26 protein-coding genes are annotated in these 25,730 nt (G+C 66.3%); 9 read left to right on the forward strand and 17 right to left on the reverse strand.

The genetic code is table 11. From position 1 onward, the window contains the following. Positions 1 to 8: 8 nt before the first annotated feature. The gene (gene ftsH / locus G6O69_RS27400) at positions 9 to 1,958 is read left to right on the forward strand and encodes an ATP-dependent zinc metalloprotease FtsH (RefSeq protein ID WP_172306457.1); all 1,950 of its coding nucleotides are present in this window, start codon (positions 9 to 11) and stop codon (positions 1,956 to 1,958) included. Positions 1,959 to 2,106: 148 nt separating this feature from the next. On the opposite strand, the gene G6O69_RS27405 is transcribed toward ftsH, so the two are convergent. Beyond that, positions 2,107 to 2,832 carry a hypothetical protein gene (locus tag G6O69_RS27405; protein ID WP_172306458.1) on the reverse strand — a complete coding sequence of 242 codons (726 nt, stop codon included), beginning with the start codon at positions 2,830 to 2,832 and terminating at the stop codon, positions 2,107 to 2,109. A gap of 142 nt (positions 2,833 to 2,974) precedes the next feature. Here G6O69_RS27405 and G6O69_RS27410 point away from each other — a divergent pair, with 142 nt between their 5' ends. Continuing rightward, a complete protein-coding gene (locus G6O69_RS27410) occupies positions 2,975 to 3,517 on the forward strand; it encodes a TlpA disulfide reductase family protein (protein WP_172306459.1) in 543 nt (180 codons plus the stop codon). 29 nt (positions 3,518 to 3,546) lie between these two features. Continuing rightward, positions 3,547 to 4,377 (forward strand): diaminopimelate epimerase, encoded by an 831-nt coding sequence (gene dapF / locus G6O69_RS27415; RefSeq protein ID WP_217909922.1) that lies wholly within the window; start codon positions 3,547 to 3,549, stop codon positions 4,375 to 4,377. Between the two features lie 41 nt (positions 4,378 to 4,418). On the opposite strand, the gene G6O69_RS27420 is transcribed toward dapF, so the two are convergent. The 14 genes from G6O69_RS27420 to G6O69_RS27485 form a co-directional block, all read right to left on the reverse strand. Further along, positions 4,419 to 5,948, reverse strand: a complete 1,530-nt coding sequence (locus tag G6O69_RS27420) for a hypothetical protein (protein ID WP_172306460.1) — start codon at positions 5,946 to 5,948, stop codon at positions 4,419 to 4,421. A gap of 166 nt (positions 5,949 to 6,114) precedes the next feature. Then, positions 6,115 to 6,672: a hypothetical protein gene (locus tag G6O69_RS27425; protein ID WP_172306461.1), complete on the reverse strand. Its 558-nt coding sequence runs from the start codon at positions 6,670 to 6,672 to the stop codon at positions 6,115 to 6,117. A 622-nt stretch (positions 6,673 to 7,294) separates the two neighbouring features. Next, positions 7,295 to 7,930, reverse strand: a complete 636-nt coding sequence (locus tag G6O69_RS27430) for a peptidoglycan recognition family protein (protein WP_172302433.1) — start codon at positions 7,928 to 7,930, stop codon at positions 7,295 to 7,297. Further along, positions 7,930 to 12,309, reverse strand: a complete 4,380-nt coding sequence (locus tag G6O69_RS27435; protein ID WP_172303328.1) for a methyltransferase — start codon at positions 12,307 to 12,309, stop codon at positions 7,930 to 7,932. The genes G6O69_RS27430 and G6O69_RS27435 overlap by 1 nt, the downstream gene beginning before the upstream one ends. Before the next feature lie 42 nt (positions 12,310 to 12,351). Continuing rightward, positions 12,352 to 13,191 (reverse strand): hypothetical protein, encoded by an 840-nt coding sequence (locus G6O69_RS27440; protein ID WP_172303329.1) that lies wholly within the window; start codon positions 13,189 to 13,191, stop codon positions 12,352 to 12,354. A gap of 28 nt (positions 13,192 to 13,219) precedes the next feature. After that, positions 13,220 to 13,645 (reverse strand): hypothetical protein, encoded by a 426-nt coding sequence (locus G6O69_RS27445; protein ID WP_172303330.1) that lies wholly within the window; start codon positions 13,643 to 13,645, stop codon positions 13,220 to 13,222. Further along, positions 13,642 to 14,388 (reverse strand): hypothetical protein, encoded by a 747-nt coding sequence (locus tag G6O69_RS27450; RefSeq protein WP_346017006.1) that lies wholly within the window; start codon positions 14,386 to 14,388, stop codon positions 13,642 to 13,644. The genes G6O69_RS27445 and G6O69_RS27450 overlap by 4 nt, the downstream gene beginning before the upstream one ends. Then, positions 14,378 to 15,199 (reverse strand): hypothetical protein, encoded by an 822-nt coding sequence (locus G6O69_RS27455; RefSeq protein WP_172302437.1) that lies wholly within the window; start codon positions 15,197 to 15,199, stop codon positions 14,378 to 14,380. The genes G6O69_RS27450 and G6O69_RS27455 overlap by 11 nt, the downstream gene beginning before the upstream one ends. Before the next feature lie 3 nt (positions 15,200 to 15,202). Next, positions 15,203 to 15,403, reverse strand: coding sequence for a peptidoglycan-binding protein (locus G6O69_RS27460; RefSeq protein ID WP_172303331.1), 201 nt, complete (start codon positions 15,401 to 15,403; stop codon positions 15,203 to 15,205). After that, positions 15,400 to 16,086, reverse strand: coding sequence for a hypothetical protein (locus G6O69_RS27465; protein ID WP_172302439.1), 687 nt, complete (start codon positions 16,084 to 16,086; stop codon positions 15,400 to 15,402). The genes G6O69_RS27460 and G6O69_RS27465 overlap by 4 nt, the downstream gene beginning before the upstream one ends. Then, positions 16,049 to 16,507: a hypothetical protein gene (locus tag G6O69_RS27470; protein ID WP_255215756.1), complete on the reverse strand. Its 459-nt coding sequence runs from the start codon at positions 16,505 to 16,507 to the stop codon at positions 16,049 to 16,051. Before G6O69_RS27470 ends, G6O69_RS27465 begins: the two co-directional genes overlap by 38 nt. Further along, the gene (locus G6O69_RS27475; protein ID WP_255215706.1) at positions 16,507 to 17,106 is read right to left on the reverse strand and encodes a hypothetical protein; all 600 of its coding nucleotides are present in this window, start codon (positions 17,104 to 17,106) and stop codon (positions 16,507 to 16,509) included. Before G6O69_RS27475 ends, G6O69_RS27470 begins: the two co-directional genes overlap by 1 nt. Further along, positions 17,103 to 17,327 carry a hypothetical protein gene (locus G6O69_RS27480; RefSeq protein ID WP_176396748.1) on the reverse strand — a complete coding sequence of 75 codons (225 nt, stop codon included), beginning with the start codon at positions 17,325 to 17,327 and terminating at the stop codon, positions 17,103 to 17,105. The genes G6O69_RS27475 and G6O69_RS27480 overlap by 4 nt, the downstream gene beginning before the upstream one ends. Positions 17,328 to 17,402: 75 nt before the next feature. Beyond that, positions 17,403 to 17,795: a hypothetical protein gene (locus G6O69_RS27485; protein ID WP_172302440.1), complete on the reverse strand. Its 393-nt coding sequence runs from the start codon at positions 17,793 to 17,795 to the stop codon at positions 17,403 to 17,405. Positions 17,796 to 18,160: 365 nt separating this feature from the next. Between G6O69_RS27485 and G6O69_RS27490 the strand changes: the two genes are divergently transcribed. From G6O69_RS27490 to G6O69_RS27510, 5 genes are all read left to right on the forward strand, one after another. Beyond that, complete coding sequence (locus G6O69_RS27490) at positions 18,161 to 19,288, forward strand: hypothetical protein (protein ID WP_172303332.1); 1,128 nt, start codon at positions 18,161 to 18,163, stop codon at positions 19,286 to 19,288. Positions 19,289 to 19,316: 28 nt separating this feature from the next. Then, a complete protein-coding gene (locus G6O69_RS27495) occupies positions 19,317 to 19,529 on the forward strand; it encodes a hypothetical protein (RefSeq protein ID WP_172303333.1) in 213 nt (70 codons plus the stop codon). Next, entirely contained in the window at positions 19,529 to 21,490 is a 1,962-nt protein-coding gene (locus G6O69_RS27500) for a hypothetical protein (protein WP_172303334.1), read from the forward strand. The genes G6O69_RS27495 and G6O69_RS27500 overlap by 1 nt, the downstream gene beginning before the upstream one ends. 14 nt (positions 21,491 to 21,504) lie before the next feature. Further along, on the forward strand, positions 21,505 to 21,933 hold the full coding sequence (locus tag G6O69_RS27505) for a hypothetical protein (protein ID WP_176396749.1): 429 nt from the start codon (positions 21,505 to 21,507) through the stop codon (positions 21,931 to 21,933). 122 nt (positions 21,934 to 22,055) lie between these two features. After that, on the forward strand, positions 22,056 to 22,583 hold the full coding sequence (locus tag G6O69_RS27510; protein ID WP_172303336.1) for a hypothetical protein: 528 nt from the start codon (positions 22,056 to 22,058) through the stop codon (positions 22,581 to 22,583). Here G6O69_RS27510 and G6O69_RS27515 read toward each other — a convergent pair. Continuing rightward, on the reverse strand, positions 22,544 to 24,076 hold the full coding sequence (locus G6O69_RS27515) for a serine/threonine-protein kinase (RefSeq protein WP_255216210.1): 1,533 nt from the start codon (positions 24,074 to 24,076) through the stop codon (positions 22,544 to 22,546). The two genes, G6O69_RS27510 and G6O69_RS27515, sit on opposite strands and share 40 nt — an antisense overlap. A gap of 154 nt (positions 24,077 to 24,230) precedes the next feature. Between G6O69_RS27515 and G6O69_RS27520 the strand changes: the two genes are divergently transcribed. Then, entirely contained in the window at positions 24,231 to 24,770 is a 540-nt protein-coding gene (locus G6O69_RS27520; RefSeq protein ID WP_176396751.1) for a sigma-70 family RNA polymerase sigma factor, read from the forward strand. A gap of 113 nt (positions 24,771 to 24,883) precedes the next feature. Here the strand turns inward: G6O69_RS27520 and G6O69_RS27525 are convergent, their stop codons facing one another. Then, on the reverse strand, positions 24,884 to 25,693 hold the full coding sequence (locus tag G6O69_RS27525) for a hypothetical protein (RefSeq protein WP_172303339.1): 810 nt from the start codon (positions 25,691 to 25,693) through the stop codon (positions 24,884 to 24,886). Positions 25,694 to 25,730: the final 37 nt, after the last annotated feature.

Here is a 25,730-nt window from a genome sequence, read left to right on the forward strand (position 1 = left end):
GCGACGACGTGAAGCAGCAGACCAAGACCTTACTCGTGTGGCTCGGCTTGATCGTGGCCGTGCTGGTGTTGGCGAACCTCCTCTCCAACAGCCAAAAGCCGGAGCAGATCACCTACTCCCAGTTTCGGGAGCAGGTCGTCAACCAGGAGCTCAGCGCCAAAGAGAGCTCGATCTCGGTGGACCTCGAGGTTCACTCGAGCCACGTCAACGTCTCCTATGAAAACGAGGGCCAGGAGATCCAGGTCGTCGCGCCGGCGACGGACGATCTCTACAAGCTCCTCGAGGACAACGACGTCCAGTACAAGGTCGAGCCCGAGGACGACGGAATGTTCTTCCAGTTCGCCCTCATGTGGCTCCCGGTGCTGCTGATCGTCGCCGTGATGATCATGTTCATGCGCCAGATGCAGGCCGGGGGCGGCAAGGCCATGAGCTTCGGCAAGTCCAAGGCCAGGCTGCTCAACGAGCACCAGCAAAAGGTCACCTTCAAGGACGTCGCCGGCATCGAAGAGGCCCGCGAGGAGGTCGAGGAGATCATCGACTTCTTGCGTGACACCCGCAAATACATGCGCGTGGGCGGCCGGATCCCCAAGGGCGTGCTGCTCATGGGCCCGCCCGGCACCGGCAAGACCCTGCTCGCCCGCGCCATCGCTGGCGAGGCTGGGGTCGCCTTCTTCTCGATCTCCGGCTCGGACTTCGTCGAGATGTTCGTGGGCGTCGGCGCCAGCCGGGTCCGCGACCTCTTCGAGCAGGGCAAGAAGAACGCGCCCTGCATCATCTTCATCGACGAGATCGACGCCGTCGGCCGCCACCGCGGCGCCGGCCTGGGCGGCGGTCACGACGAGCGCGAGCAGACCCTCAACCAGCTCCTGGTCGAGATGGACGGCTTCGAGGGCAACGATGGCGTCATCCTGGTCGCCGCCACCAACCGCCCCGACGTCCTCGACCCCGCGCTGCTCCGCCCCGGTCGCTTCGACCGGCGCATCGTCGTCGGCCTGCCCGACGTCCGCGGCCGCGAGGCGATCCTCGGCGTGCACACCCGCAAGGTCCCCCTGGGCGACGACGTCGACCTTGGCACCGTGGCCCGCGGGACCCCGGGTTTCTCGGGCGCAGACCTCGAGAACCTCGTCAACGAGGCGGCCCTCAACGCCGCGCGCTGCAACCGCGACCGGGTCACCCACGACGACTTCGACCACGCCCGCGACAAGGTCATGATGGGCGCCGAGCGCAAGAGCATGCGCATCTCCGCCGAGGAGAAGAGGACCACCGCGTGGCACGAGGCTGGCCACACCCTGGTCGCCGCGCTGCTGCCCAAGGGCGTCGTCGACCCGATCCACAAGGTCACGATCATCCCCCGTGGTCGCGCCCTGGGCTTGACCCACTTCCTGCCCGAGCAGGACAAGCTCTCCTTCGACCAGAACAACGCCGAGGGCCGCATCGCCGTGCTGCTCGGCGGGCGGATCGCCGAGGAGCTCGAGTTCGAGGGCCTCAAGAGCACCGGGGCCGGCAACGACCTCGCGCGCTGCAGCGAGCTCGCGCGCAAGATGGTCTGCGAGTGGGGCATGAGCGAGCGCCTCGGGCCGATCACCTTCGGCAAGGAGGACTCCGAGCCCTTCTTGGGCCGGGACATCAACCGCCAGGCCAACTACTCCGAGGCCACCGCCCAGGCGATCGACGACGAGGTCCACCGCATCGTCACCAGCCAGTACAAGCGGGCGCGCTCGCTGCTCGAGGACAACTACGACGCCCTGCGTCGGGTCTCCGAGGCGCTGATCGAGCGCGAGGTGCTGACCGCCGAGGAGGTCCGCAAGCTGATCGCCGGCCACCAGCTCGGGCCCTTCGAGCCGCGCGAGCCGCTGGGCTCGCGCTTCGACGAGTCCTCGACGCCCACGGCTTCGCCCTCGGGATCGGGCCTCGACACGCCTCGACCCACGGGCTTCCCCGTCCCCGACGCGGGCTAGGAGCGGCGACCGCGTCGGATGACGCGAGAGAGGAAGGGCAAGCTCAGACCCCACGGGTTCGAGCTTGCCCTTCGCTCTTGCAGCGCCCAGCTGCCCTGTGCCTACTGTGGCCCTGAATCAGTTCGCCGAGCGCGAGCTCGGGGCACCCTCAGTCGTCGTCGTCGTCGTCGTGGTCGTCGTCGTCGTCGTCATCGTCGTGCCCCGACGGCGAAGGGCCGGCGCGGAGCTGGCCGTGGCGGTAGGGCTTGTCGGCCTCGCTGGCGTCGATCTCGATGGCGCCGAGGGTGTGGGCGACGAGGTTGAGGAGGTCGAGGCGCTGGCCGGCGAGGCGCTTGTCTCGGCGCAGGTCGTGGATGACCACCGGGCCGAGGACGAGCAGCAGGGCGCCGTAGAGCAGGGCCTTGCGGGCGAGGAGGCCGGGGCCGATCAGCACCCAGACCAGGCCGAGGCTGGCGAGGGCCAAGAAGCCCACCCAGCGCTGGAGGGCCCAGCGTGGCCGACGGTAGACGAAGCGCAGCTCGACCTTGGTGCCGCGTTCGCTGGGGACCAGGGTGCCGCGCAGGTAGAGCAGGCGGAGCATGCCGGTGGCCGACTGCCCGCGGGCGGCCGGGGGGCCGCAGTGGATGCTGAACTCGCGCTCGCCGATGCGCTCGAGGGTGTAGTCGGCGTCCTCGATCAGCCCGCCAAAGTCCGGGAGCAGGTGGCTGTCGTAAGCCTTGACCCCGGGCTGCTCGGCGAGGCGGTCGAGGACCTCGCGCGGGCTGAGGTCGACGAGGTAGCTGCGCTGCTGCCCGCGGACGAGCTGCGCGGGCGAGGGATCGGCGCCCTTTGGCGCGGGCGCGCTCGCGCGGGGATCGTGGGCATCGGCGCTCACCGGCCCCGTGTAGCGCGGTGGCGCATGCTTTGCCAGCGCGGGGAGCCGTCGAACTCAACCGAGCGGCGCGCTGGCGCAAGCATGCGCCACCGCGCCGGGCGGACACCTGGACGCGGCCCAGAGCCCGGGGTACACGGTGAAGGTGCGCGCTCGCCTCAAATTGCGTCGTCACGCGGCCGTGCTCGCCCTGAGCCTGATCTCGCTGGCCGGCGTGGCCTGCAAGGCCGAGGAGGGCGCGAAGGTGGCGTCCTCCGAGGGCGAGCAGGCCCCCGCCTTCGAGACCCGAGACCTCGCCGGCGAGGGCGTCGCGCTGGCCGATCTCGAGGGCAAGGTGGTCCTGCTCAACGTCTGGGCCACGTGGTGCAAGCCCTGCGTGGCCGAGCTGCCGGTGCTCGCCGACCTCCACCGCGACCTCGAGCCCAAAGGCTTCACCGTCGTCGGCCTCAACGCCGACGTGCGCACCAAGCTCCCCGCGGTCCGCTCGATGGTCGCCGAGCAGAGCCTGCCCTTCCCGATCTGGCTCGACGCCGGTGGGCAGGCGCAGACCACCTTCAAGCTCAACGGCTACCCGACATCGTTTTTGATCGACCGCCACGGCCGGATCCGCTGGAAGCGCGAGGGCGTGATCCTGCGCAACGATCCCGAGCTCGCGGCGATGCTCGAGGCCGTGCTGGCCGAGGGCTGATCGAGCATCGAGCTTGGAGCATCGAGTCGATGGAATTCACCAAAGTAGAGGGGCTGGGCAACGACTTCGTGCTCGTGGACTGCCGCGAGGGCGACGAGCAGGCGCTCGCGCAGACCCTGGACTGGGCGCGGGCGCAGGCCTCGGGGATCTGCGATCGCCGGCGCGGGGTGGGGGCCGACGGCCTGCTCCTCGTCGGCCCGGCGCGAGGCGACGCCGAGGCGAGCATGACCGTGGTCAACTTCGACGGCTCGGTCCCCGAGATGTGCGGCAACGGCCTGCGCTGCGTGGCCGCCCACCTCGCGCAGACCCCCGGCCAGGTCCTCCGCGTGGCCACGGGCGCCGGCCCGCTGCGCTGTGAGATCGTCGCCGCGAGCCCCGAGGGGGTCATCGAGGTCGGCGTCGACATGGGCCCGGCGCGGGCGCTCGGGGAGTCGCGGCCGGCCGCGGGGGAAGGTCGGCGCTTCCTCGACGTGTCCATGGGCAACCCGCACGCGGTCTGCTTCGTCGCCCCGGGCGAGGACCCGGAGGCCCTCGCCCGTCGCCTCGGGCCCGGGGTCGAGGTCGACCCCGCCTATCTGCCGAGCAAGACCAACGTGGAATTCGCGGCGCGCGAGGAGGACGAGGCGGGGGTGTGGCTGCGCCTGTGGGTCTGGGAGCGCGGGGTGGGGATCACCGAGGCCTGCGGCACCGGAGCGTGCGCGACGGCGGCCGCGGCCGTGGGCGAGGGGCTCGCCGCCGCGGATACACAGCTGCGCGTGCGCCTGCCTGGGGGGCTGCTGAGCATCCTCGTCCCCAGCCGCGCCGACGCGGGGGTGTTCATGCGCGGGCCGGCCCGCCGCGTGTTCGCGGGCGTGCTCTAGCAATCTCCCGCGGGAGATTGGGTTGGGATTCGACTGATCGGTCAGAGCACCGGGACAGGGTCCACATCCGCAGGCAGCTCGTCGTCACCCACATCGTCGGTGTGGCCGAGACCGAGCTGGCCAAACTCGTTGTAGCCCCAACAGCGAAGGTCGAGGTTCTCGAGCAGGGCGCAGGTGTGGCGACCGCCAGCAGCGATCATCAGGGCGCTCCCGCCAAGTTCGACGAAGCCTGCGTCGTGGGGGAGCTCGCCATCACCGATGTTGTCGGTGTGGCCGAGGCCGAGCTCGCCGGAGATGTTGCGGCCCCAGCACATCACTTCTCCGCCAGTGAGCAGGACGCAGGTGTGGTTGTTGCCGACGGCCAGCGCTTTGGCGGCAGCGGGCAGGAGCACGGGGGCTTGGCTGGATGGGAGCTCGTCGTCGCCGATTGTGTCCGTGTGCCCTAGGCCCAGTTGTCCATACTGATTTTCGCCCCAACACATGACCGCATCACTGCTGAGCAGGATACAGGTGTGGCGTTCTCCAGGTTTGATGTCGACGATCTCCGTGTCGGGGGGCAGGCCCAGCGAAATGGGACCTCCGGCATCGGGGAGCTCGTTGTCTCCGAGTGGTTCGATGTTGCCGAGGCCCAGTTGACCGTAGGTGTTGTCGCCCCAGCAGCGCAGGCCGCCGCTTTCGAGCAGGGCGCAGGTGTGGTCGCCGCCTGCGGCGATCCAGGATGCCGCTCCGCCGATCGAGAGGCTCTCGCCTGGCTGGAGCGAGATCTCGACGTTGCTGTGGCCAAGCTGACCGTTGGCATTGTGTCCCCAACAGCGAACATTGCCGCCCTCGAGAAGGGCGCAGGTGTGGTTACTCCCCAACCGGACATCAATGGCCGAGGTCAAACCGAGCCCGTCCAAGTCGGCGAGGGTCTCGTCGTCGCCATGGTTGTCCGTGCCACCGTTCCCGAGCTGGCCGTGGGCGTTGTAGCCCCAGCAGCGTAGGTCACCGTCGTCGAAGCGCGCGCAGCCGTGGTATCCGCCGAGGTCGAGGGTGGTGACGGGGCCTGGAAGTAGTACGTCTCCGGCCTCGCTGGGGAGCTCGTCGTCGCCGATGTCGTTTGTGTGTCCGTAGCCGAGCTGGCCGTGGGTGTTGTAGCCCCAGCAGCGAACGCGCCCGCCATCAATCAGCGCGCAGGTATAGCGCCAACCGAGGCTGAGCGCGGCGACTGCAGTGAGGGTGCAGTCGTTGTCGCAGCCGTCGCCGTCGACGGTGTTGCCGTCGTCGCACGCCTCTCCGTCTTCGGGCTCTCCATTGCCACATATCGAAGGTGAGCCGGTATCTTCCTCGGAGTCCGTGTCTTCTGCAGTGCTGGCGTCGTCCTCGGAGTCCGTGTCCTCCTCGGTTGCTTCTGTCCCCTCGGATCCTTCCGTGGTGCCTGTGCTGGATTCCGAGGACCCGCTCTCGCTGTCTTCGCTCTCCCCAGCGCCCGAGCTCTCGCTCGTCTCGGTATCGTTGGTCGTGACGCAATTCTCGGGAAGAACATCACAGTTGGAGGTCGTGCACGCCCATGTTGGCGCGGACAGGCTCACGGCCAGGAGGAGGAGGGGTCTGCCCGAGGGGCCGTTGCCGCGATGTCGCATACTTCATCTTCGAGCATGTCGGCAGCGTCGTGGGCGGCCGACTTGGGCCGCTCTGGTCGAGGACGGCCCGAATGCGGCCGTCGATCCCACACCGTGGCTCGGCTGCACCTGAGGCTCAACGCCAGCGCACCCAGCCCGGCTTGTAGAATTCGATCTCCACCACCCAGTCCTCGGCGAGGAGCGGACCGATCGCCGAGGGCGCGCAGTCGAGGTCGAGGTAGCGACCGATGGCCGCGCGCAGCGAGCACCCTCCGGGCGTGTCCAAGCCCCCGGCGAGCTGTCGAGGGGGGGCCTTGTCGCGGGCGACGACGAGGTGGAGCGGATCTCGGTAGCGTTCGAGCGCGTCGAGGAGCTGACCTGGATCGAGCTTGTCGGCGATCGTCACGCGTCCGAGATCCGCGATCACCCAGGAGTCCGCCAGCGCCTCGCTCCCGGGCAAAGACCAGAGCGAGAGCCTCCCTCGACGCGATCGAGCCCACTCGCGCGCGCCGATCGCCTCGGCGGCAGGGGCGTCATCTCGACGCACGACGACGTAGCGCTGCGCCTCGCTCGGTGTGGTCAGGGTCGATCGCGTGGTCACGGCGCCCACACAAGCGAGCCCGCCGAGCGAGCTCGCCACGGCGAGCAGCAGGGCGCCCGCGAGCGCCGCGGAGCGGTGGGGAAGCGACTTCATCGCGGGGTTGCTCGGTCGATGTTCGCACGCCGACATCGGCACCGCACGCGGCAATTGTGACACGATCCCCCGTCAGACCCCCGCGCGCGCCTCCCCTATCATGGCGGCCATGTCGACCGAACTCCGCTACCGACTCCTCGGCCGCTCCGGCCTCCGCGTCTCCGCGTCTCCGAGATCTGCCTGGGCACCATCGATCTTGGCTTGCTCGACCCAAGCCCTGAGCGAGTTCTCGGGTAGGTCGAGATCCCGTGCGACCGGGATCCAGAAACTTGTTTGATCTCGACGGCTTAGGGGCGTGTTCAGGATTCCGTGGTGGAGTCTGACATCGGTTCTCTAACTAGGCGCCACCGCACATCTTTTGCAGCAGACGCCACCTCGGAGCCTGGAGCCGCCCCTTCATCGAGTCCTCGTGAGTCCCCATCCGTCCCCCCAATTCCTCCGATCTCGTGGAGACATGGTGGAGACGGCTCGGGGGCTATTCTGGATCGATCCTTGCCGGTGCCAAAGGGTCTGTAGAGGCCCAGAACTGCCGGCTGGGAGCACTTCTAGCCGATCGAGATCGATCGCACAAGAGACGAGGGCGACCCGCCGGGTCGCCCTCGTCTCCATGCTCGAGAGATCATCACGCCAGCGTCGGTGCTCGTCGCCACGCGTCGGGGATCGGCGCCCCGGTCCCGACCGCGTACCCCGGGCCGCCGTCCGACATGCCCAGCGCCGTCACGGCCCACTGCCCGACCGCGTGCCAGATCTCCGGCCCCGGGTCGTTCCCTCGCGTCTCCAGGCTCTGCCGGTGCGCAAACACGTAGCGCACGCCCACTCGCTGAAGCTCGCGCAAAAGCTGTCGACCCGCACGGATCTGTGCGGCGGAGGGCGTGTTGCGTCCGTACTTCTCCGGCTTCCACCACCCACCCTGCACCGACCGAAAATTCCCCACGAACTCGACCGCGACTGACCTCGAGTTGAACCCGTTCGAGGCTGACAAGCGCGCCGACACGGGATGCAGTTGCACCACGGTCCCATCGGGGAGGACCACGAAGTGCGCTGTCACCTTGCGATAGCGGATCGGATCGAGCCCACGAGAAAATCCAGTCTGATGAAGGACGACAGCATCGACCGTGGCCTTGCGTACCTGGCGTTTGCTCGCCGGGGCCTCCGCGCGCAGATCCACGACCTCGAGCGTGTTCGCCCGCGCCCGTGCCCAGGCCATCACGACCCCAGAGGCGAGCACCGACGACAGGCCAAGGACGAGCTCGAGCATCAGTACCTCCGCGCGAGCTCGACCATGAGCCGCTGAGTCGCCTTCGAGACAGATCCCCCGAGCTTGGAGAGCCGTGCGGCGCAGCGGCGGATGTCTGCCGGCATCGCGTCTGCGCGCTCGACCAAGGCGAGATGACCCACGGGGATCGCGGGCGCCTGGCTGGGCTTGGTCAGGCCCAAGTCGAGGACAGCGAACTCCCGGTTGTCGCGGGCCACGACACGCAGCACCCGAAACACGCGCTCGCTGTCGATGCCCAGGCCGATGGCGATCCGCGAGTTGGAGCGAAACCGGACCTTGTCGTTGCGACGCAGCCGAAACCCCTTGGGCTCCCGGCGCTTGCCCTCGTTGCGCTCGGTCTGCGGACTCTCAGTTCGTTTGCGTGCTCCCGCCTTGGTCGTGGTCTTCCTCTTGGCGGTGGCCTTCTTCTTGGCGGTGGCCTTCTTCTTGGCGGCGGTCTTCTTCTTGGCGGTGGCCTTCTTCTTGGCGGTGGTCTTCTTCTTGGCGGCGGTCTTCTTCTTGGCCGCGACGGTCTTCTTCTTGGCGGTGGTCTTCTTCTTGGCGGCGGCCTTCTTCTTGGCGGCGGCCTTCTTCTTGGCGGCGGTCTTCTTCTTGGCGACGGTCTTCTTCTTGGTGGCAGTGGTCTTCTTCTTGTGCTTGCCCATGTCATCGTCCTCCGCAGAAGTCTTCTTCGACCGCTTGGAAACCGCCCTCGCCGAGCTCTGCTCTCGAAGCCACCGCTTCACCCAGCGGATCCTCTTCGGCCCCATCTTCACCCACAGCTGAAGCGGCTCATTGTCCGGGGACGCGCTCAGCAAGGAGACGTACTCGCCGTACTCCTCGGTCGCCTGCTCCACGCTCACCGCTCCACCCGTCGGCGGATCGAAGCTCACCCGGTCCCCGAAGTCGCTCGGATAGAGCACGCCCAGCCACGGCCCGGCCACGCGCAGCCGAACGGAGTCGGGTGCTCGCTTCACAGCCTCGTGAAGCGCGTACGCCGAGGCGTGCATGATGTCCACGAACCCGTCCTTCTCGGCCCACTGCGCGCGCCTCGGGAGGGCGTCTTGTTCGAGCCAGTCTTCGTCGCCCTCCGCCTTGAAGAGTATCTTCCCCGCCTTGGCGTCCCACAGGTTCCAGACCACCCGGTTGCTGATGAGGCTCGTGATCTGAAGCGTCGTCTTGGGATCCCAGCCTGCGGGCAGCTCGGGCAAGGGAAGCGCTGGCTCGGCGTAGAGCTTGCTGAAGTGCGCTCGGATCGCCTTCGTGTTGACGTGCTCTCCAGTCGCGGTCACGGGCCCGTAGGTGAACCGGCCTTCGTGGTCGTGTAGCCAGTACAGCGAGCGCCTACCGATCCGCCCAAACTGAATATCGTGCATGGTCAGACCACGCGCCGCGAGCTCGGCACGACGAGGCGCGGGGATCTCCTTCAACACGTGCGCTGCGGTCGAGGGAGCCACGTGGCCGCGGTAGGGGATGAGCGTCGAGCCCAGCTTGGCCTCGAACGTATCGAAGTCCATCCGACTGCTCGCGCTCACCTGCATGACGATCTTCGCGTCCTTGGGGATCGCGCCACGCCAGCGAAGGATCGAGACGGACGCCCCGTCGGGCGTCACGATCTGGGGTGGAAGCAGCACCACGTCGAGCAGCTGGAAGGGCATGCGCGGGAGGTAGACCCTTCGCGTGGGTACCAGCGTGTCCAAGAGCTGCTCTTGTGCCTCGAAGTCGTCGATGGCCACGGGGCGCGTCGGCGCATCGAGCTCGGCGAAGCGGCGCATGCGGCCGCGGACGATCCGGTTGTCGGCCTCGGCTTTGGCCGCGGTGATCCCAGGCGTGTGTCCCCGAAAATACTCGGGGCCCTCGCCCGCTTGGCACAGCACCAGCTGCGACGAGTTCCCCTTCAGCATGGCCTGGGTCGGCGGACAGTCGCCGGTCGGCTCGTCGAGCAAAGCCGCGCACAGCGTCACGGAGACGCTCCCCTCCTTGCGGATCCAGCACGCGGTCTTGGGGATGGCGTTCCAGTAGCGTTCCTTGTCGACCTGCTGGCGCTGCGCCTCGTGGCGACGCCATTTGCTGAGCAGGTGCTGAATGTCCCTGCTCGGCGCTGGCCGCTTCGAGGATCCCGGGGACCGTGTCTTGGCAGAACTGGGGACCGGCTGTTCGTGCGCTGGCATCACCTTCTTCGCCGGTGCCTTGTCGACGATCACCAGCACCGTCTCGACGGCGGTGCCCGACGCCTTGAAGGACCCTGCGGGGAGCTTCCGTATGCTGCCGTCGAGCTCGAGCAGCTTCTTGCGCAGCCGCTCGGTCTTGTTGTCGCTGCGATGCTGGAGCCCGGCCGACGCGATCGCTACGAGGCGCCCACCCGGCGCCAACATCCCCAGGGCGCGCTCGATGTGCTCGACATCTTGCTGACGCTCGAAGGGCGGGTTCATCACGATGCGGTCGTAGGGTCGCTCGGGCACGTGCGCGCAGAAGTCTCGCGCGATCACCTCAAAGCCGTCCTCACACAACATGTCCCGCAGCGTGGGACTCAGCTCGATCAGGTGTAGCGTCGCGTCCGGGTGACGGGCACGGATCTCCGAGGCCAACGCCCCCGCACCCGCCGAGGGCTCGAGCACGCGCATGCCCGCCTCGATCTCCGCGGCATCGACCACGCGCTTGGCGAGGTCTTCGGGGGTCGGGACAAACCCCGAGATGTTGATGTTCAGCAGCTTGCGCCCGCGGGCGTGCTTGGGATCCTCGCCCTTGGGAGCGACCGCGCAGCAGCCCAGGTACTCGCGCAGCGCGGCCTTGAGGGACACGGTGTCGGTGACCGAAAGCTTCGCCAGTCGGTCGCGGCTGCGCAGATCGTCGGCGAGCATCTCGGAGGGCAAGAAGACCTTGCGCTCGTGCTTCTTGGCGGCTTTGAGCAGGGCGCGGACGGCCTCGACATCCTCGGCGTCGAGCTCGGCCTTGTCGTCGCGCATCTTCTTGTGGAGGGCTCGCACGCGGGCGCGATCACCCGAGACACCCGAGAGCCCCTCGGTGGCCTTCAAGAGGTCATCGACGGCGTAGTTGGACGCACGAAGGGGCCTCAGCGTCGCAAACGCGATGTCCTCGGCAGCAGGCTTGGTGACGCTCGACGACGGGCGTCCTTCGCTACGCGCCCGCTCCCAGCCCGCGCGCCGAAGCTCGAGATCCAACGCCTTGACCTGGGTCTTGTTGGAGATCCGCGAGACATGCTCGAGCTCGCCAGCTTCGACTTCATCGGCGGCCCTGCGCAGAATCTCGGCGATCGCCAGCTCTCCGCGCGCCCGTTGCCGGACGCTGGCGGCTTGCTCGGCCCGCCGGTGGGTGTTCTCGAGGCGGTCGGTGTCGAGCTCGCGGCGCGCGGCGGCGGCGGCCTTGTCCGCGACCGCCCGCAGCTTTGCTGCGCGCTTGCTCGCGTCGGGCGTCCGACCTCGGGGCTTTGGCTTTGTCGCCTTCGTCTTCGCCCTCGCGCGTGAGGCCGTGGGAGTCTTTGGTGCCGGGGCGAGGGCTGGGACCGTCTTCAAGGCGTCGGCCTCGGGCTCGTGGTCGTAGTCCAGCACCGCAGGCACTCCTCGAAGGCGCAGCGCCTCCACGAGCTGCTCGACGCGCTCGCGCGGCTGAAAGGTGTCTCGTGTCCGCGGGACGTACCAAGCGCAGCCCTTCGGGAGCCGCCGGGACGGTTTGAGCCGATAAGGCACACGGATCTCCCGGATCTTCGCGCGGTGCGGGTAGGTCTCCCCGCACAAGATCACCCCTGCGATCCGCGAGTAGCGAACCACCACCTGCGTCGACATGTCCGCCGTCGACGAGGGCGGACCCAGCTGCTCACGCTGCGCGTCGATCAGCGCCTGGTCGGATGCGTGTCGCGCCCTCGCGGCTTCCTCGGCTTCACGCGCGAGCGAAGGGACCTCACGGTCGAGCTGCATCGCATAGTCTTTGGTGAAACCCATGGACGCCGTGTTGGGGTTCCACGTCCAGGAACCACGATGGTTGCGGATCCGACCTTGGTGATGGACCACCTGCTCGCGCAGCTGGAGGCGCACGGAGTCTGTGGGATCGCTGACGTAGGTGTAGCGTCCCCCCTGATGGGACTCCCAGCCGATCGCCCGTAGACGCGCGATGATCCGCCGGTTGGCCTCGTGCACCGTCTTGGGTCGCGGCAGGGCCGGCGCCTCGAACATGTCCCCGGGCCGCTTGATCGTCAGCACCTCGGAGGGCGGCCATGTCTGGCTGGGGGCGTCTTGCGCTTCGTCTCCGCGAAACCAGGCTCGAACTCGGTCTGTGCCCGCTTCGAGTCGACGGACTTCCTGCTCACCGACACCCGGAACCAAGACGACGTCTGCCATGCGCAGCTGCGCAGCTTCGATCTGCATCTCTCACCTCGTTGTCTCGTCGCCGGCCTCGCCGGCGAACGCTCAGTCGTCCAGCACGAAGTCCCAGCGGCCCACGAGGACCTTGCCGTGCATGGGATCGTTGTCGATCGCCCGCACCGTCACGTCTCCGCGCATGCTGCCCTCGGTGAACATGACCTGCTCGAGCAGGCCGTCTTCCCCGATGTGCTTCATCGTCGCCAGCTGTGGATCCACGTACCACTCCAGCTCCTTCGTGCGATAGGGGAGCTGAAAGTCGTAGGGCGTGCTCGGGTGGATCTTGTAGGTCTTCCCGGTCTCGGTGCTGGCCTTGAAGGTGTCCACGGGCTCACCCTTGCTCCCGTAGCCCTCGGCGGGCTGCGGACGACCGGCACCGAGCACGACGGAGCGCGGCACGTCGACGGCCATCCCCGCCCGCAGGCCGTGGCCCGCGTTGGTTCCGAAGTGCTCGGCGTAGCGGATCTCTCCGGTGACCCGCGCGCGGATCAGGGTCTTCTCGACCACGATCACGCTCGCCGAGATCAGTTCGCGTGCGGCCTTGTAGGCGCCGACCGGTCGGCTCTCGACCCCAAAGACGATCACGTCGCCAGTTTCGAGCTGGTCGAGCGTCTCCTCCGAGGGTGGCCAGCCGTCGCCGAGGATCTCATCGAGGGTCTCGGACTCCTCTTTGTTGAGCGCCTCGTCCCCGAGGAACTCGTACCCCAGGGTCTGCTTGGCGCCCCCAGGCGTTCGCGGGGGCGCGCTGGGAACGATGTCGGGGCTGTCCCCGTCCTCATTGGGGCTCGCTTGCCCGTTTTGGCGCCGCTTGTAGGCCCAGACGAGGCCACCGATGACGGCGGCTAATCCGACGCCGCCGGCGAGCCAGGCGATCCACTTCGTGCTCATGTCTGCATCCTCTTGCTCTCGATTCTCTTCAACACCTCGAACGCCCCTCCCAGCCCAAGGTGATCTGGCCGTGCACGCCTTCGACGATCTTCGTCAAGCGCACGGCCAAGACCATCAGGGATCCCTTGATCCCCACCGCGGGAAAGGCGGAGCCGTCGTCACTGCGATAGAACACCGGCTGATCCCCTGTGATGACCAAGGGCACCTGGTCGGGATCTGCGAGCGCGGCGTCGATCTCCTCGGTGGAGCTCGCTTCGTCGGTGACACGCTCTCGCGGCACCCAGGCCACGGTCAGCGTGGGCGCGTCGGGGGTGGGCGCGTAGGTCCCGGAGCCCTTGTCGAGGGTCACCAGCGCGATGAAGCGTAGGCCCGACATCTCGGGGGGAACGATCGCCGTGTGGAGGGCCTCGGACACGTCCCCGTCGAAGCGGCGAACCGTGGTCCAGCAGATCACGGCACCAGCTCCAGGCCGCCGCGGTAGTTGGGCCAGTCGAGGGGGACGGGCTGGTCGAGATAGTCCTCCCGCAAGCCGAGGGACTTCAGGGCCTTGGTCGCGTTCTTCCGGGAGGTCTGCGAGCGCGTCTTTTGCTCGTTGACGTCGCTCACCAGCGCAGGCGAGGCCATGCCGCGCTTGAGCGCCATGAAGGTGCGCGAGCGCTCGGGCAAGCTCGTGAAGCTCGACTTCCCGATCAACCGGCGGACGTACTCGAGGAAGAAGACCGTCGAGCGCCACGGGTTGAACACGTCGTAGGGGGTGACCTTGCCGCGGCGTAGCGCGTCGGTGTCCTGCCACGGCGCCAGCGCATTCGCCGGGAGCAGGCCATAGGCCCCGCCGCTACCAAAGACCCACATCTGCCTGGGATAGGGCGACTCGGCGTAGGCTTCTGCGTTGCGGTCGTAGGCGGACGCGGCCGCGTCGGCTTCGTTGAGCTGCTGGGCGCGCGAGGCGTTGCGGGGCTCGGCCCACGCAGGGAAGAGCTCGGGGCGGCCAAGGCCGGCCTTGGGGTTCCCGCGGCTCTCGGTGTAGCGCTGGATCGCCGCGAAGGGCCACAGCTCGCGGGGCGCCCCCGCTCGGCGCAGCAGGATCTCCCAGGCAGGCCGGCGCGCGCTGATGACCATGGCCCCGAGCAACCCGCCGAGGGTGACGCCGCCGAGGGCCGCCCAGGCCCACCCTGGGATCTCGAGATCACCGCTCACGATTGCCCTCGCGGGTGAGCAACACCGCGGTGCCCACGGCCCCGCTCACCACCACGGTGACCCCGCCCACGATCCACCAGTACGCTCGCTTCCATGCGGACTGGGCGTCTTCGGCGGTATCCCGCACCTCGTCCGAGAGCGCTTCGGCGGCGTCCTCGGCGACGCGATCCACGACCGCGAGGGCCGTCATGACACGACCGACAAAGCCCTCGCTCATGTCCTCGGCGTGCTGCTCGAGGATCCCGATCTGGTTGGAGAAGTACAGGTGCATGATCGCGTCCGGCACGGGGCCTGCCCCCGATCGACGCTTGATCAAGCCCAGGTAGATCTCGTCGGTGTCCCTGCTGGTCTCGGGCAGCACGAGCAGGGTCTGCTTGTAGCCCTTGAGCCGCTTGAGATAGGCCAGATACTCGCTTTGAAAGCGGTCAAACTCCGACTCGGGGATCGTCTTGGCCGCGAGGGAGTCCCAAAACTCGAGCTGCAATTGGTGCAGGCGCATGGACTCGGCCGCGACCTGCTCGACCAGGGCGAGCATGCGACCAGCCGTGCGCTCCTCGGGATCGTCGAACTCCATCCACAGCTGGTCGAGAACCTCGGTGTAGTGGGGAGCCTCGAGCTCGCCGAGGACCGGCGGCTGCCCGGGTTCGAGAGCCTGGAGGTCGATGTCGTCGAGCTCGTAGACCTCGTCGTGTGGCGGGCTCGCGCCCAGGCTCTGTGCCGGGACGAAGGGGATCACCTCGGGGCCGAGGCTCGGCTCTAGCGACGCCGTCGCCACGGAGGGTTGAATGAGCAGGTCCACGAAGTCGGGCATGGCTCAGTCTCCGTCGCGGGTCAGGATGAACATCGTGCGGACCTCGTAGGCGAGGTCGATCGCTTTGGCGGTTGCGGCGTCGAAGCGCCCCGTGAGAGGGAGCAGGCGCTTGGGCGGCAAGCGGTTGTAGTCGCGTTGAAAGCGCTCCATCTCCTTGGCGGTCGTCCCGTAGCCGAGGGCCTCGAGCTTGCGTCGGCTGTTCATCGCTTCGACTCCTCTCGCATCTTGGTGAACTTGACGAGGTTGGTCAGCGCGTTGCGGATCGCAATCTCGATGGCGCGCAAGGTGTACTTCCCGGGGATATCGTCGACGCTGAGCAGCCCGCGATACATCGCCAGCTTCTCCGGACTCTTCACGGACTTCGGCAAGCTGATCTTGCCGGTGTCGATCGCCTTGATGACCCGGTTCCAGTCGGTTTGAAAGCGCTGGACCTCGCCGTGGGTCTCCTCGTAGCCGACGAGGGGCGCAGCCTCGAACTCGACGTCATAGCCGAGGGACTTGAGCGCCAGGCGGACCGCCGCCGGCGAAGGAAAGAGCGAGGTGTTGTACCCCTCTGCATCTCCGCTCATGTTGGGTGGGTTCCCGATCGCAATGGTCGAGCTCTTGGAGCCGCCGCCGGAGTTGCTCTCCCCGCCGCCGCTTTGATCTCCGCCGCTGTCCGCAGGGTCGTCGATCACGATCGTGCTCGGATCCCCCCACCAGCCGGCACGCTCGCCGAGCTTGTAGAGGCCAAAGGCGACGAGCCCCGTGCCCGCGGCCGCGCCGAGGCCCGCCGCGACCACCCCACCAGAGGACCTGCGGACGTCGACGCGCGCCGGCTCGTCGGTCTTGGGGCGAGTCGCCGGGAGGTCAGCGCGGGCTGTCTTGGCGCCCTGCGTGGGTGTCATCGCCGGCCTGTCCTTCGCTTTGTCCGCAGCAGCACTGCTCTTTGCCATGGTCTTGCTCCTTCGTCTCACTCTCGAACTTGCTCAGCGGATCCGCGACCGCGCCGTCTTCACGCTGATAAGCCAGGCGTTGCCCGTCGATCAGCACCACGCGGCAGGCCACGCCCTGCGCGAGCTCGCGGCCCATGGAGTAGGCCACGATGCTCGCGGGCGAAGCCTGCCTTGCCTCGAGCAGGCGCTTGGCGTCGCGCAGCGGGGCTTCCCGATCGAGCTCGCAGCCAGCACACTGCGCGCAGCAAGGCGAGTCCTCGGGCTGCTCACGCACGAACTGACGCGCGTTGAGCTTGGCGAGGGCTTCGGTGAAGAACACCGCCCCCTCGCTGAGCAGCTGCTCACCGACAAGCTCGATGGGGAAGCGGATCATCACTTCGCCCCGCTGCTCTCGATCGTGATCCCAGACTCTCGCAGCCAGGTGCCCAGCTTGCTGAAGAGCTGATCGGACAGGCCGATGTTGTCCTGAAGGTAGCGAAGCCCGGCGTAGCCACCGATCGCCCCGAAGAAGGTGGCCTGGAAGAGCTGGCTCTTGTCGCCAGTGAGGTTGGAGACCGTGATCTGAAAGCCCTTGCTGCTGTCGACGGGGCCGATGTCTGGGGGGAAAGGGTTGAAGGGCGTCTTGAGGGGCTCCCAGTCGAAGCTGTCGGGGTCGCGTGTGGTCGTGATCCCCGTTCCCGTGAGTCCCGCGGCACGGTCGTCTCGGCGCGTGATCGCCTCGATCCGAATATCCGATCCCGACAAGTGGGCGACCATGGCGACGGGCAGGAGCCGGACGTTGGGCTTGACCTCATGGCTCACGCGTGTGCCAGGGGCCAAGGCGATCTCGACCTCGAAAGGCACGACGCAGCCAAAGGCAAACTCGCTGGGGCAGACCATCTTGCGCTCCATGGCCTCCTGCGCGGCTTCGAGGCCGTAGGGCGAGCCTGGTGTGGTGCAAGGGAGAAGACTGTTGAGATGGGATCCGATCATGACTTGGCCTCTTGGTTCAGTGGGGACTGGGTTTCAGGGGCGAACTCGGCGAGGAGGGTCTCCAGCTTGGCGCAGCGAGCCTCCAGCCCAGCGACGCGCACGTCGACGTTGGAGATCTGCAGCTCCAGCTGCTCGTCGCGGGTCTTCTTCTCGTCTTGAGCGGCCAAGATCATCTCGGCCCGACGGTCGCGGCCTGCTTGCTTGGCCTGCTTGCGCTGCATCTTTCGCTGTTCGAGGGGGCGCTCTTGTGTCTGGGTTTTGGTCATGGGTCTACCTTTGTGGGTGCGCATGCGCGCTCAGGGGTCGAGGATCGCGTTGCGGGCGAGGATCGCCAGCTGGCAGTGCAAGAACTCCTTGCCTCCCCGGCTGAGAACCTGGGCCGCAGGGTGCTTGGGGGCCATGAAGCTGAGCACCTTCGAGGCGCCGCCGATCAAGAAGTTCGCTGCGGCGCCAGCAGGCACGGAGCCCAGATGCACCGTGGACAAGCTGCCCGCGCACACGCTCGTGGCCACCTCCAGGCCCTCGGCCGTGCGGTGAAACAAGAGCGAGCGGCGCTCATCTTCGGCCTCTCGTCGAGCGCACTCGAGACCAAAGGCCGTGGCCTCGGTCTCTTCGGTGAGCCTCACCATTTCGGCGTCGAGGCTGTCGAGCATCTCCTCGCGCGTCGCCAACTGACTACTGACTGCCATGGCAACAAACTGGGCTGGTTTTCGCAAAGCGTCAACATGCCCGCGGGTCTGCATGTGTCCAGATTATTCGCGGCCAGGTCATGCACATGCCTTTTGGCGTGCCATCGCCAGGGGTTGTCGAAAACCGGCAAATGTTCCCGCTTTTGAGAGCCTCGAGGTCACCGCCTGGTTTTTTCGTTTGTGTTTCAGGCCTTCCGGTCTATTCGATTCTCTATTGCCCGGTCTATTATCCGGTCTATTGTCCGGTCTATTCGTGCTCATAGATCCTCGAATTAGACAGCGGAGAGGAAAAATAGACTTTTGCCGTTGACCTTTGCCCAGGGTTCCCTCAGCTTGGTGTTCGTCGCTCGTTAGAAGGAGAGAACATGACGGTGAAGAAACGGGAGGCGTCCGCGCCGAACGAGTGGATCGATGCGCTCGTCGCCCACGACGAACAACTGCTCCGAGTACGGCTGCTGTGGCGGCGAGGCTCGAGCCGGTACCGGCCGATGGTCTCGCCGGCGCTGGACCTGTCCGAGTTCGAGGGGGCACCCGTAAGGACCTGGGAGGGCTTCGAGCTCTCGGATACCCACTTCGAGTGGCCGCCCGGCGAGGACGAGGATCCGCAGGAACTTCGCGAGCAGGCGCGGCTCATCGTCGAGGGGCTGTGGCGCCGCTGTGTCCACTGGGCCCGCGGCCTCGACTCGCGCTGCGACTTCCAGCTGCGCGGCTACGGAGAAGACGGTGCCGTGCTCTTCGAGGTCTCACGCCGCGTCGAGGGCGGGCGAGGCCCCAGCGAGGAGATGGGCGAAGAGGAGCACTCCCCACCGCAGGATCGGTTTGGAGACGACTTCGAGCGCATCAACGCGATCAAGGACGAGCTGCTCCTCAAGCTCACCGAGGAGCGCAACCACTCGTTCTCGCTCGCGCAAAAAGCGTCGGCCGCCGCGCCCGAGCTGATCTCGAGCACCCGGGCGATCCTCGAGCGGGCGATCGAGTACGAACAGGAGCAGGTGCGAGGGCTGCTCGACCAACACACCGGGCGGACCGAAGCCCGCGCCCGCGCCTTCGAGGCCAAGCAGCAGACCCAGCGTCGGGGGATGACCCTGGAGTTCCTGCGCTACGCAGTCGACGCCACGTTGACGACGGTCGTGCCCACGGCACGGGCGATGTTCGAGAACTGGGCCAACCGCTCCATGCAGGTGTTCCCTGAGTTTCGATGCGCACAGCAAGCGCTGGCCTATGTGGGGATGACACTGACGCAGCCGCAGCTATGCAAGCTCTTCAATGACAATCGCAACGCGATCGAAGGCTTCATGGTGTTGGTGGAGGAAGCTGCAAAGATGGAAGACGAACGCGAGGCGCTCTTGCACTTGCGTGGGATGAGTAAGGTATTTGTGACCAAACGATTCTTGGAGATTGGAACGCCCGAGCAGCAGCTCGCGGGGCGCTACATCGTGGGCCGGTTGGCCATGTACAGGTTGGGGGACTATGGCGAGCCAGCGCAAGAGTAGCTCTGAAGGGCGGCTCGGTCCGACGGTCTTGGAGCTCGAGGCGGGCGAGCTCGAGGGGCTCACCTGCGAGGACCTCGAGCGGGCCTTGGGGTTCGAGGAATTCGAGGACGAAGAAGCCCTCGCGCTCGCGCTCTTCGGCGATCTCGTCGAGATCGTCGACACGCCACGGCCCGCGCCCTCGAGCGGCGGTGAAGGACTCAAGGTGACCCAGGTCGGACCTGGGCGACGGGAGAAGGACTGATGTTGTTGCGACCAGCCGAGACCTACATCAGCGAGGTCACCAAGCGAGCCGAGCGAGTATTTCCCCAGGGGTCCGAGTGGCTCACCTTTGCCAGCAAGATGCCGGGCAAGGAGGTGCTTCAAAACTCCGTGCTCGATCCCGCCGTGGGGCTCGTGGGGGAGCTGGCGATGCAAGCCTTCGCCTCGGCGGATTGGCAAAACTGGATCTCGAGCATGCAGATCGGGGTCTATGAGCTGGCGACCCGAGTGGGGCTCCCAGCGCTGGACAAGGTCGACCTCGGCGGCGCCGTGGCGACCGTCTACGGGAACATCACCCGGACGCTCGACGCCTTCGGCAACTTCGAGAACGCCGAGGAGGTGCTCCCGACGCTGCTCAAGGACATGGGCTTGCAGGTCTTGCAGTTGATCGCCGCGAACACGGGGATCATCGCGCGGACGATCGCGCAGGTGATCGCGGTGGCGGTGTGGGCGGTGGACGTGGGGATGGCCATCCGGGCGGAGGAGCTGGGCAAGGACGTGGTGTTGCCGCCGCTCCAGACCGACGACCCCGCGACGGACTCGTGGCAGGTCAACCGCGTGTTCGAGGTCTTCAGGGAGCTGGGGACCGGCGGGATCGTGTATCCCGACGGCAAGATCGAGCCAGCCTACAACGCCGACTACACCTCGCTATACTTGCCGGCCTATCGCCACGATCAGCCTTGGACCTTTCAGCATCGCGAAGATGGGATCGCCGCGCAGCAAGGGACCCCGCAGGTTGCACGGGGGCCGAAGGGCGACACGGAGTTCAGCTTCGACCCCGGCGATGGATCGACCTTCGGGTTCATGCCAGGCACGATGGTGACGCTGCGGGTGTTGCAGGCGTCGTATCGCTTCTACTACTCGGTGCGCGGGACGTCGGTGGATCGCTACACCTTGAGGTGCAAGGGCGTGGACAAGCCCTGCTACAAGGGCGTGAAGACCTTCGACGGGAGCCGAGACTGCCGGCAGTGCGTGGACCCGGAGTCGGTGTGGCCGACGGAGGGGGTCGGGTGGGCCTACGGCGGGGCTCCGCTCAACGCGTCGACCCCTGGGGAGAACGTGGGGGCGTTCTATCCATCGACGAACAAGTTGTTGCTCAACACTCTCGACATGATCTCCCGGCCGGGGCCACTGCTCTATACGCTGGACACCGACAAGATGCTGACTCAGTGGAAGAGCTCCTTCGAGTTTTTCTGGGAATTCGCTGCCGAGGAGTGGCTTCACTATAAAGGCCAAGGCTGGCGGGGACTGATCTCCAGGCTGGCAACGCTGATGACATCCTTCGACGGGAAGACCGGGCCCGAGCTGGGGGGACGGGAGCCCGACATGCCGCTCGGGCTGATCGCGTCACCGCGGGAGGACAGCACGTTCTCGATCCCCTTCGAGGCGTCGGTGTTCTCGAGGATCATCAAGCCGTTTTGCGAGGACCTGCGAGCGCTCCAGGCCCACTACCTCGACTCTTTTCAAGTCGCCTACGTCCCGCCAGGAGCAGGCGCGCTCTACCATCCCGGCGGCAAGCTGCGCTCCACGGCGCTCGCCGACCGCTTCATGGATGCTCGGCGAGCGCTCCTCAACGACGGCAAGCGGATGCTCATCGACCTCCGGCAGGTGAGCGATCCCGAGTACCGCGCGGAGCTCGAGGCCGTCGGGGTCAAGGCATCGCCGGTCAATCCCTTGCTCAAGGGTCCGGGGGTCGATGGCCACCAGCTGCTCGCACCCGATATCAGGCCACCGAGGGCGCCCCGACGGCCGCAGGTCGTTGGGCGACCCACCCTCACCAGTGCGAACGAAATCGCGGCTAAGGCGCCCCGCGTCCCGATGAACACAGCCGGCCGGAGCCGTTGGCGTCGGGCGGTCACCGTGGGTGTTGGCGTGAGTAGCGCGGCCGTGCTTGCTGGTGCAACACTCAGGCTCAGCCGTTCTAGCGAAGATCAGGAGGGATAGCCTACCATGGCACCATGCCAAGGCGCCTATGCCGCATGTTTCTGATGGCCTCGCTTTCTTGCGTCGCATGCCAGCAGCCCCCCGATGTCTCGGAGGAACTCGAACTCTACGCGAGCCTCCAAAACATGGCGTTCGCAGAGATCTGTGAATGCCCGGAGGACGTGCTCTACGCGAGCATACAGGCATGTGCGGACGCACTCTATCTTCGAGCTGAAGACCGCGAGTGTCTCGCCGACTCGCTCGAGGGCTTCGAGGAGGAGGGCAAGCGCTACCTCGACTGTGCAAATCCGGTAGTGGAAGAGTACGGCAACTGTCTGAGCATGAACCCAGGGTGCGAAGCCGGCTGGTACGATGACTGCACTGTCGCCTACCAGGACGCCATCGAGATGTGTCCCGAGCTGCCCGATGGTGCTCGAAACAAGTTCATCACCTGCGACTTGTAGCGCCTGATTCGTGCGGTGGCCTCGCGGCTGAGCTCTTTGAGCTTTGGCCAGAGGCTTGCTCGAGTTCCTCTCGCCTTCAGAGCTCGAAGTGGGCTACCTTTGGCCCTTAGAGGAAGCCCATCATGATCAGGAACAACACGCTCATACTCGCCTTTGCCCTGGGACTACTGCTGCCAGCCTCGGCCTTGGCCTCGCTTCCGGATCTTTGCGACGACGTCTACCTCGATGAGATCGGCGCACCAGTCACCGACAGCGAGGGCACCAGGCTCTCTCGCTTTTGCAAGTGGACCGGGCCCGACGCGCCGCTGTGGGCCGACCACGTGTGCTGCTCGATCGGCGCGAGCGCGAGCTGTACGGCCACCGACGAGAACGGGCGATGCACGACAGGCATCAAGATGTGGTGCGACTACGGGGAGAAGAACAACGGGGAGGTCGTGTGCTACCAGCCCTTCGACGATGCCTGCGATCGAGGGTTCTGTGATGTGGCGCCCTCGGGGAGTTCATCTCTTGTATATACGGTTCCGCTGTGCTGCTACTCGAGCAGTAACGAGTGCTACGAGCTCAGCTTCGCTGAAATATGTGGAGGGTTCTTCGTTCACTGCGATTCGCCTTATTCAAACATAGATGGGACAGCGGGCTGTGAAGAGTAGTCGCATCGCTCTCCAACTGCATTGGCGATTGCGCAGTATTGCTGCAACCTCGCCAGATCGATTTCGCCTGCACTTTCGAGCAAAGACGCGGCTTGACTCCTGGCCATGGATGCTCGCCTCCAATCCTCGGTATACTCCCATGACTGAGATGCCCCCTCCGCGATCCAGCCTGCAATGATGTAGTTGGCGGGTGTCGGGGATAACTCGAGAATCTCGTTTGAGATCGCCTCTGAGAAAAGACTGTGGGCACGGGGAAGAGTCCGTTGAAGGAGCTCTCGGCTCAACAGCCAGTGGCTATAACACTCTTGTGTTTTCCCCGCAGATGCCGCGTTCCACGCCTCCAGGTTCTCATGTAACCCCACCCACCACCTGGGGACCGAGGGCAGCGGCAGGACCGGCGAGGAATCCTCACTGCCAGGCACATCTCCGAGCTTGGTTACCGCAAATCCTCCCAGGGAGGCCAAGAGCAGACCCCCAAGGAGCACCTGCCCCCACATCGAACGCCTGCGCGTCTTCCGCTCCAGTGCCTCTCGCTCCGCGCTCTCGAGCTCGGCGAGCAGGGCCTCCATGCTCGGGTGCCTGTCTTGCGCTCGCCAGGCCAGCCCCCGAAGCAACGCAGCCCGGACCCGCGGAGGGATCCCCGGCAGGGCTCTGTCTCCGGCCGCCAACTCCCCGGCCTCCATGGCCTCGAGCACGGCGATGCGTGTCCCTCCACCAAAGGGCAGCGTCCCATAGAGCGCCCCGTAGACCGCCGCACAAAACGAGAACTGATCGGACTGTGCATCCCCAGGACCCCCGATCACGCGCTCGGGCGCCATGTAGCCGGTCGTCCCCCCAGGCTTCTGCTCCGACTCAACGCCCCGGGGCATCGACGCCGCCAGGCCCAGATCCGCCACGCACACGCGCCCATCGTCCCCGAGCAGCAGGTTCTCGGGCTTGAAGTCGTTGTGGACCAAGCCGGCCGCGTGGATGGCGATCAGACCACGAGCCGCCAGGCCGTAGACATAGAGCACCTCCCTCCAGTGGCGCGGATCCCAGTGCGCGGCGTCCTGACCACGGATGAACTCCATCACCACGTAGAGGTGGCCCTCGTACTCGCCGACGTCGAACACGGAGACCACGTTGGGGTGCGAGAGGCGAGCCAGGGCCTGCGCTTCCTGAAGCATCCGCGCGTCCTCGCTGGGCATCGCGTCGGTCCACAGCTTGAGCGCCACCATGCGCCCGAGCGTGGAGTCCCAGGCCCGGAACACCACGCCCATGCCCCCATGGCCGATCTCCCAGAGCAGCTCGAAGCGCCCGATGGCCACGTGCTCCCCGTCACCCAGCACGGCACTCAGATGACGCTCATCGACCTCGCGTCGCAGCTCTCGCCAGGGTCCCTCGGCGTAGCGATCCTTGCCCTCATCGGCGGCGCGGGGACGATCGATCGCGTCATCGGGGCCGAAGACCTTGGCGTACTCGCGCTCGATCACCTCGAATTCCTCGGGCGTCATCGGCACGTATTGCTCTTCGGAATGGTACTTGATCTCCACGAGGGACCCCGGGGCGCCAATCCTACACCAACGTGCATGGACCTTGGTACAGTTTCGCGTCGGTTGCAGTCAGTGATAGCGTTTGATGGTGAACGACGAAGGGTTGGCCAAGCGTTTGGAAAAACTCAGAGTCGACACGCTCGCCCAAAAGCCCGGTGCCAGTCAGGCGCTGGGCAAGGTGCTCGCCGAGGAGCTCGAGCGCATGCTGGGTTCTGGGGATCTCACTCATGACGCCTTCTTGGCTGTCTGGGAGAAGATCTGGTCCTTCGAGCCTCGGCAGGAAGACTCCCTTCTGCGCTGGCTGCGGGTGACTGCAAAGAACAAGCGCCTTCAAGCCCACCAGAGCCAGGTCAGGCGGCCCTGGGTGCAGCTCGAGGCCGAACCACTGGCGCGAGACAAGAGCCCCAGTCAGGAGCTCGAGATGCAGGAGCAGGCGAGCCGCTTGGAGAGCGCTGTGGCCAAGCTCGGCTCGATCTTCGTGCGTGCGCTTCGGCATCGCCTCGCGGGAGGTCGCCCCGAAGCGCTCGCGCAGGCCGAGTCCATCCAGCTGAGCACGGCTCGGTGGCGCATGGGGGAGGTGGTTCGTCAGCTCCGGCGACTGCTCGATGAGAGCCAGAGGAAGCCCCGGGTTTCTCTAAGCAGCTCCTCGTCCTGAAGGCGCACTCCCCAGCAACCATGCGCATCTGCATACAGCGATGCTGCACATCCTCTGCCCCCCCTCTTGGGGGGAACGAGTTTGCCATCACGAACTATTTTTCAGTCAATTTATCAATACGTAGAAGGACCGAGGGCTTGGAGGATCGTCTGACAAGCGTAGGGAATCGTGTCTTTGCAGTGTTGCGTTGTCGGGCTACACCACCCGTAGTCCCCACCGAGCGGCGGGTCACAACTGTAGTAGTCCTTGGGGTCGCAGGGATCACCAAAGTCCAACCGAGGTGTGCAAATACCCTCGCCATCCTCCTGGAGACCTTGGCAGAACCCGAAGTGGCAACCGAAGACATGCGTGCAAGGTTCATCGCACTCCGCCCGCTGCCGACAAACACCCTCATCACAGTAGAGATATTCATTGAAGCAATTGTTTGTTAACGCTTCAGAGCAGATGTCCCCTTCTGACTTGAAGTCTGGAAAAGGCGGGTCATTGTCACACACGCCGGTGACAAAGTAGCAGTCCACTCCCTCCACGCAGGTGTCAGTGGGGTTCATGTCTCCAAAGAGCGCGTTGGGAATGCAAGATTCCCCCTCGACAGCCGAGCCGTAAAACGCTGCACAATCGGGAAAGAGGTCCCTCGCTTCTTGGGGAGTGCCACAGCTCTCATAGGCGCCGCTTGCCAAAAAGGCGTCAAAGCACTCCTGGTCGAAGTCGCGCAGCCCCCCAGCGATGGCATCGAACTGCTCGGCCACCACGACCTCGCAGGCTTCGGAAGATTCGAAGTAGCCACAGCCACAGTCCTGAACCGAAGCACAGAGCGCCTCAGCGTAGCGCTGCGCCGTACCATCGGGAATCGGCTCGGGAATCGGGCGCTCCGAGCAGCTCAGGCCCAGCAGGGGAAGAAGCACCCAGCGTAGACGTAGGCTCACGGCGCTACCTCATAGCGAAGGTTCAGTGCGACTCCAT

The organism is Pseudenhygromyxa sp. WMMC2535 (assembly GCF_011083025.2).

What these genes read in the sequence shown, in the direction of transcription:
- dapF (WP_217909922.1), top strand. Translation starts at nt 3,547, where the DNA reads ATGGAATTCACCAAAGTAGAGGGGCTGGGCAACGACTTCGTGCTCGTG.
- G6O69_RS27425 (WP_172306461.1), bottom strand. Translation starts at nt 6,672, where the DNA reads ATGAAGTCGCTTCCCCACCGCTCCGCGGCGCTCGCGGGCGCCCTGCTG.
- G6O69_RS27430 (WP_172302433.1), bottom strand. Translation starts at nt 7,930, where the DNA reads ATGCTCGAGCTCGTCCTTGGCCTGTCGTCGGTGCTCGCCTCTGGGGTC.
- G6O69_RS27435 (WP_172303328.1), bottom strand. Translation starts at nt 12,309, where the DNA reads ATGCAGATCGAAGCTGCGCAGCTGCGCATGGCAGACGTCGTCTTGGTT.
- G6O69_RS27440 (WP_172303329.1), bottom strand. Translation starts at nt 13,191, where the DNA reads ATGAGCACGAAGTGGATCGCCTGGCTCGCCGGCGGCGTCGGATTAGCC.
- G6O69_RS27455 (WP_172302437.1), bottom strand. Translation starts at nt 15,199, where the DNA reads ATGCCCGACTTCGTGGACCTGCTCATTCAACCCTCCGTGGCGACGGCG.
- G6O69_RS27460 (WP_172303331.1), bottom strand. Translation starts at nt 15,403, where the DNA reads ATGAACAGCCGACGCAAGCTCGAGGCCCTCGGCTACGGGACGACCGCC.
- G6O69_RS27465 (WP_172302439.1), bottom strand. Translation starts at nt 16,086, where the DNA reads ATGACACCCACGCAGGGCGCCAAGACAGCCCGCGCTGACCTCCCGGCG.
- G6O69_RS27470 (WP_255215756.1), bottom strand. Translation starts at nt 16,507, where the DNA reads ATGATCCGCTTCCCCATCGAGCTTGTCGGTGAGCAGCTGCTCAGCGAG.
- G6O69_RS27475 (WP_255215706.1), bottom strand. Translation starts at nt 17,106, where the DNA reads ATGATCGGATCCCATCTCAACAGTCTTCTCCCTTGCACCACACCAGGC.
- G6O69_RS27480 (WP_176396748.1), bottom strand. Translation starts at nt 17,327, where the DNA reads ATGCAGCGCAAGCAGGCCAAGCAAGCAGGCCGCGACCGTCGGGCCGAG.
- G6O69_RS27485 (WP_172302440.1), bottom strand. Translation starts at nt 17,795, where the DNA reads ATGGCAGTCAGTAGTCAGTTGGCGACGCGCGAGGAGATGCTCGACAGC.
- G6O69_RS27490 (WP_172303332.1), top strand. Translation starts at nt 18,161, where the DNA reads ATGACGGTGAAGAAACGGGAGGCGTCCGCGCCGAACGAGTGGATCGAT.
- G6O69_RS27500 (WP_172303334.1), top strand. Translation starts at nt 19,529, where the DNA reads ATGTTGTTGCGACCAGCCGAGACCTACATCAGCGAGGTCACCAAGCGA.
- G6O69_RS27505 (WP_176396749.1), top strand. Translation starts at nt 21,505, where the DNA reads ATGCCAAGGCGCCTATGCCGCATGTTTCTGATGGCCTCGCTTTCTTGC.
- G6O69_RS27510 (WP_172303336.1), top strand. Translation starts at nt 22,056, where the DNA reads ATGATCAGGAACAACACGCTCATACTCGCCTTTGCCCTGGGACTACTG.
- G6O69_RS27515 (WP_255216210.1), bottom strand. Translation starts at nt 24,076, where the DNA reads ATGACGCCCGAGGAATTCGAGGTGATCGAGCGCGAGTACGCCAAGGTC.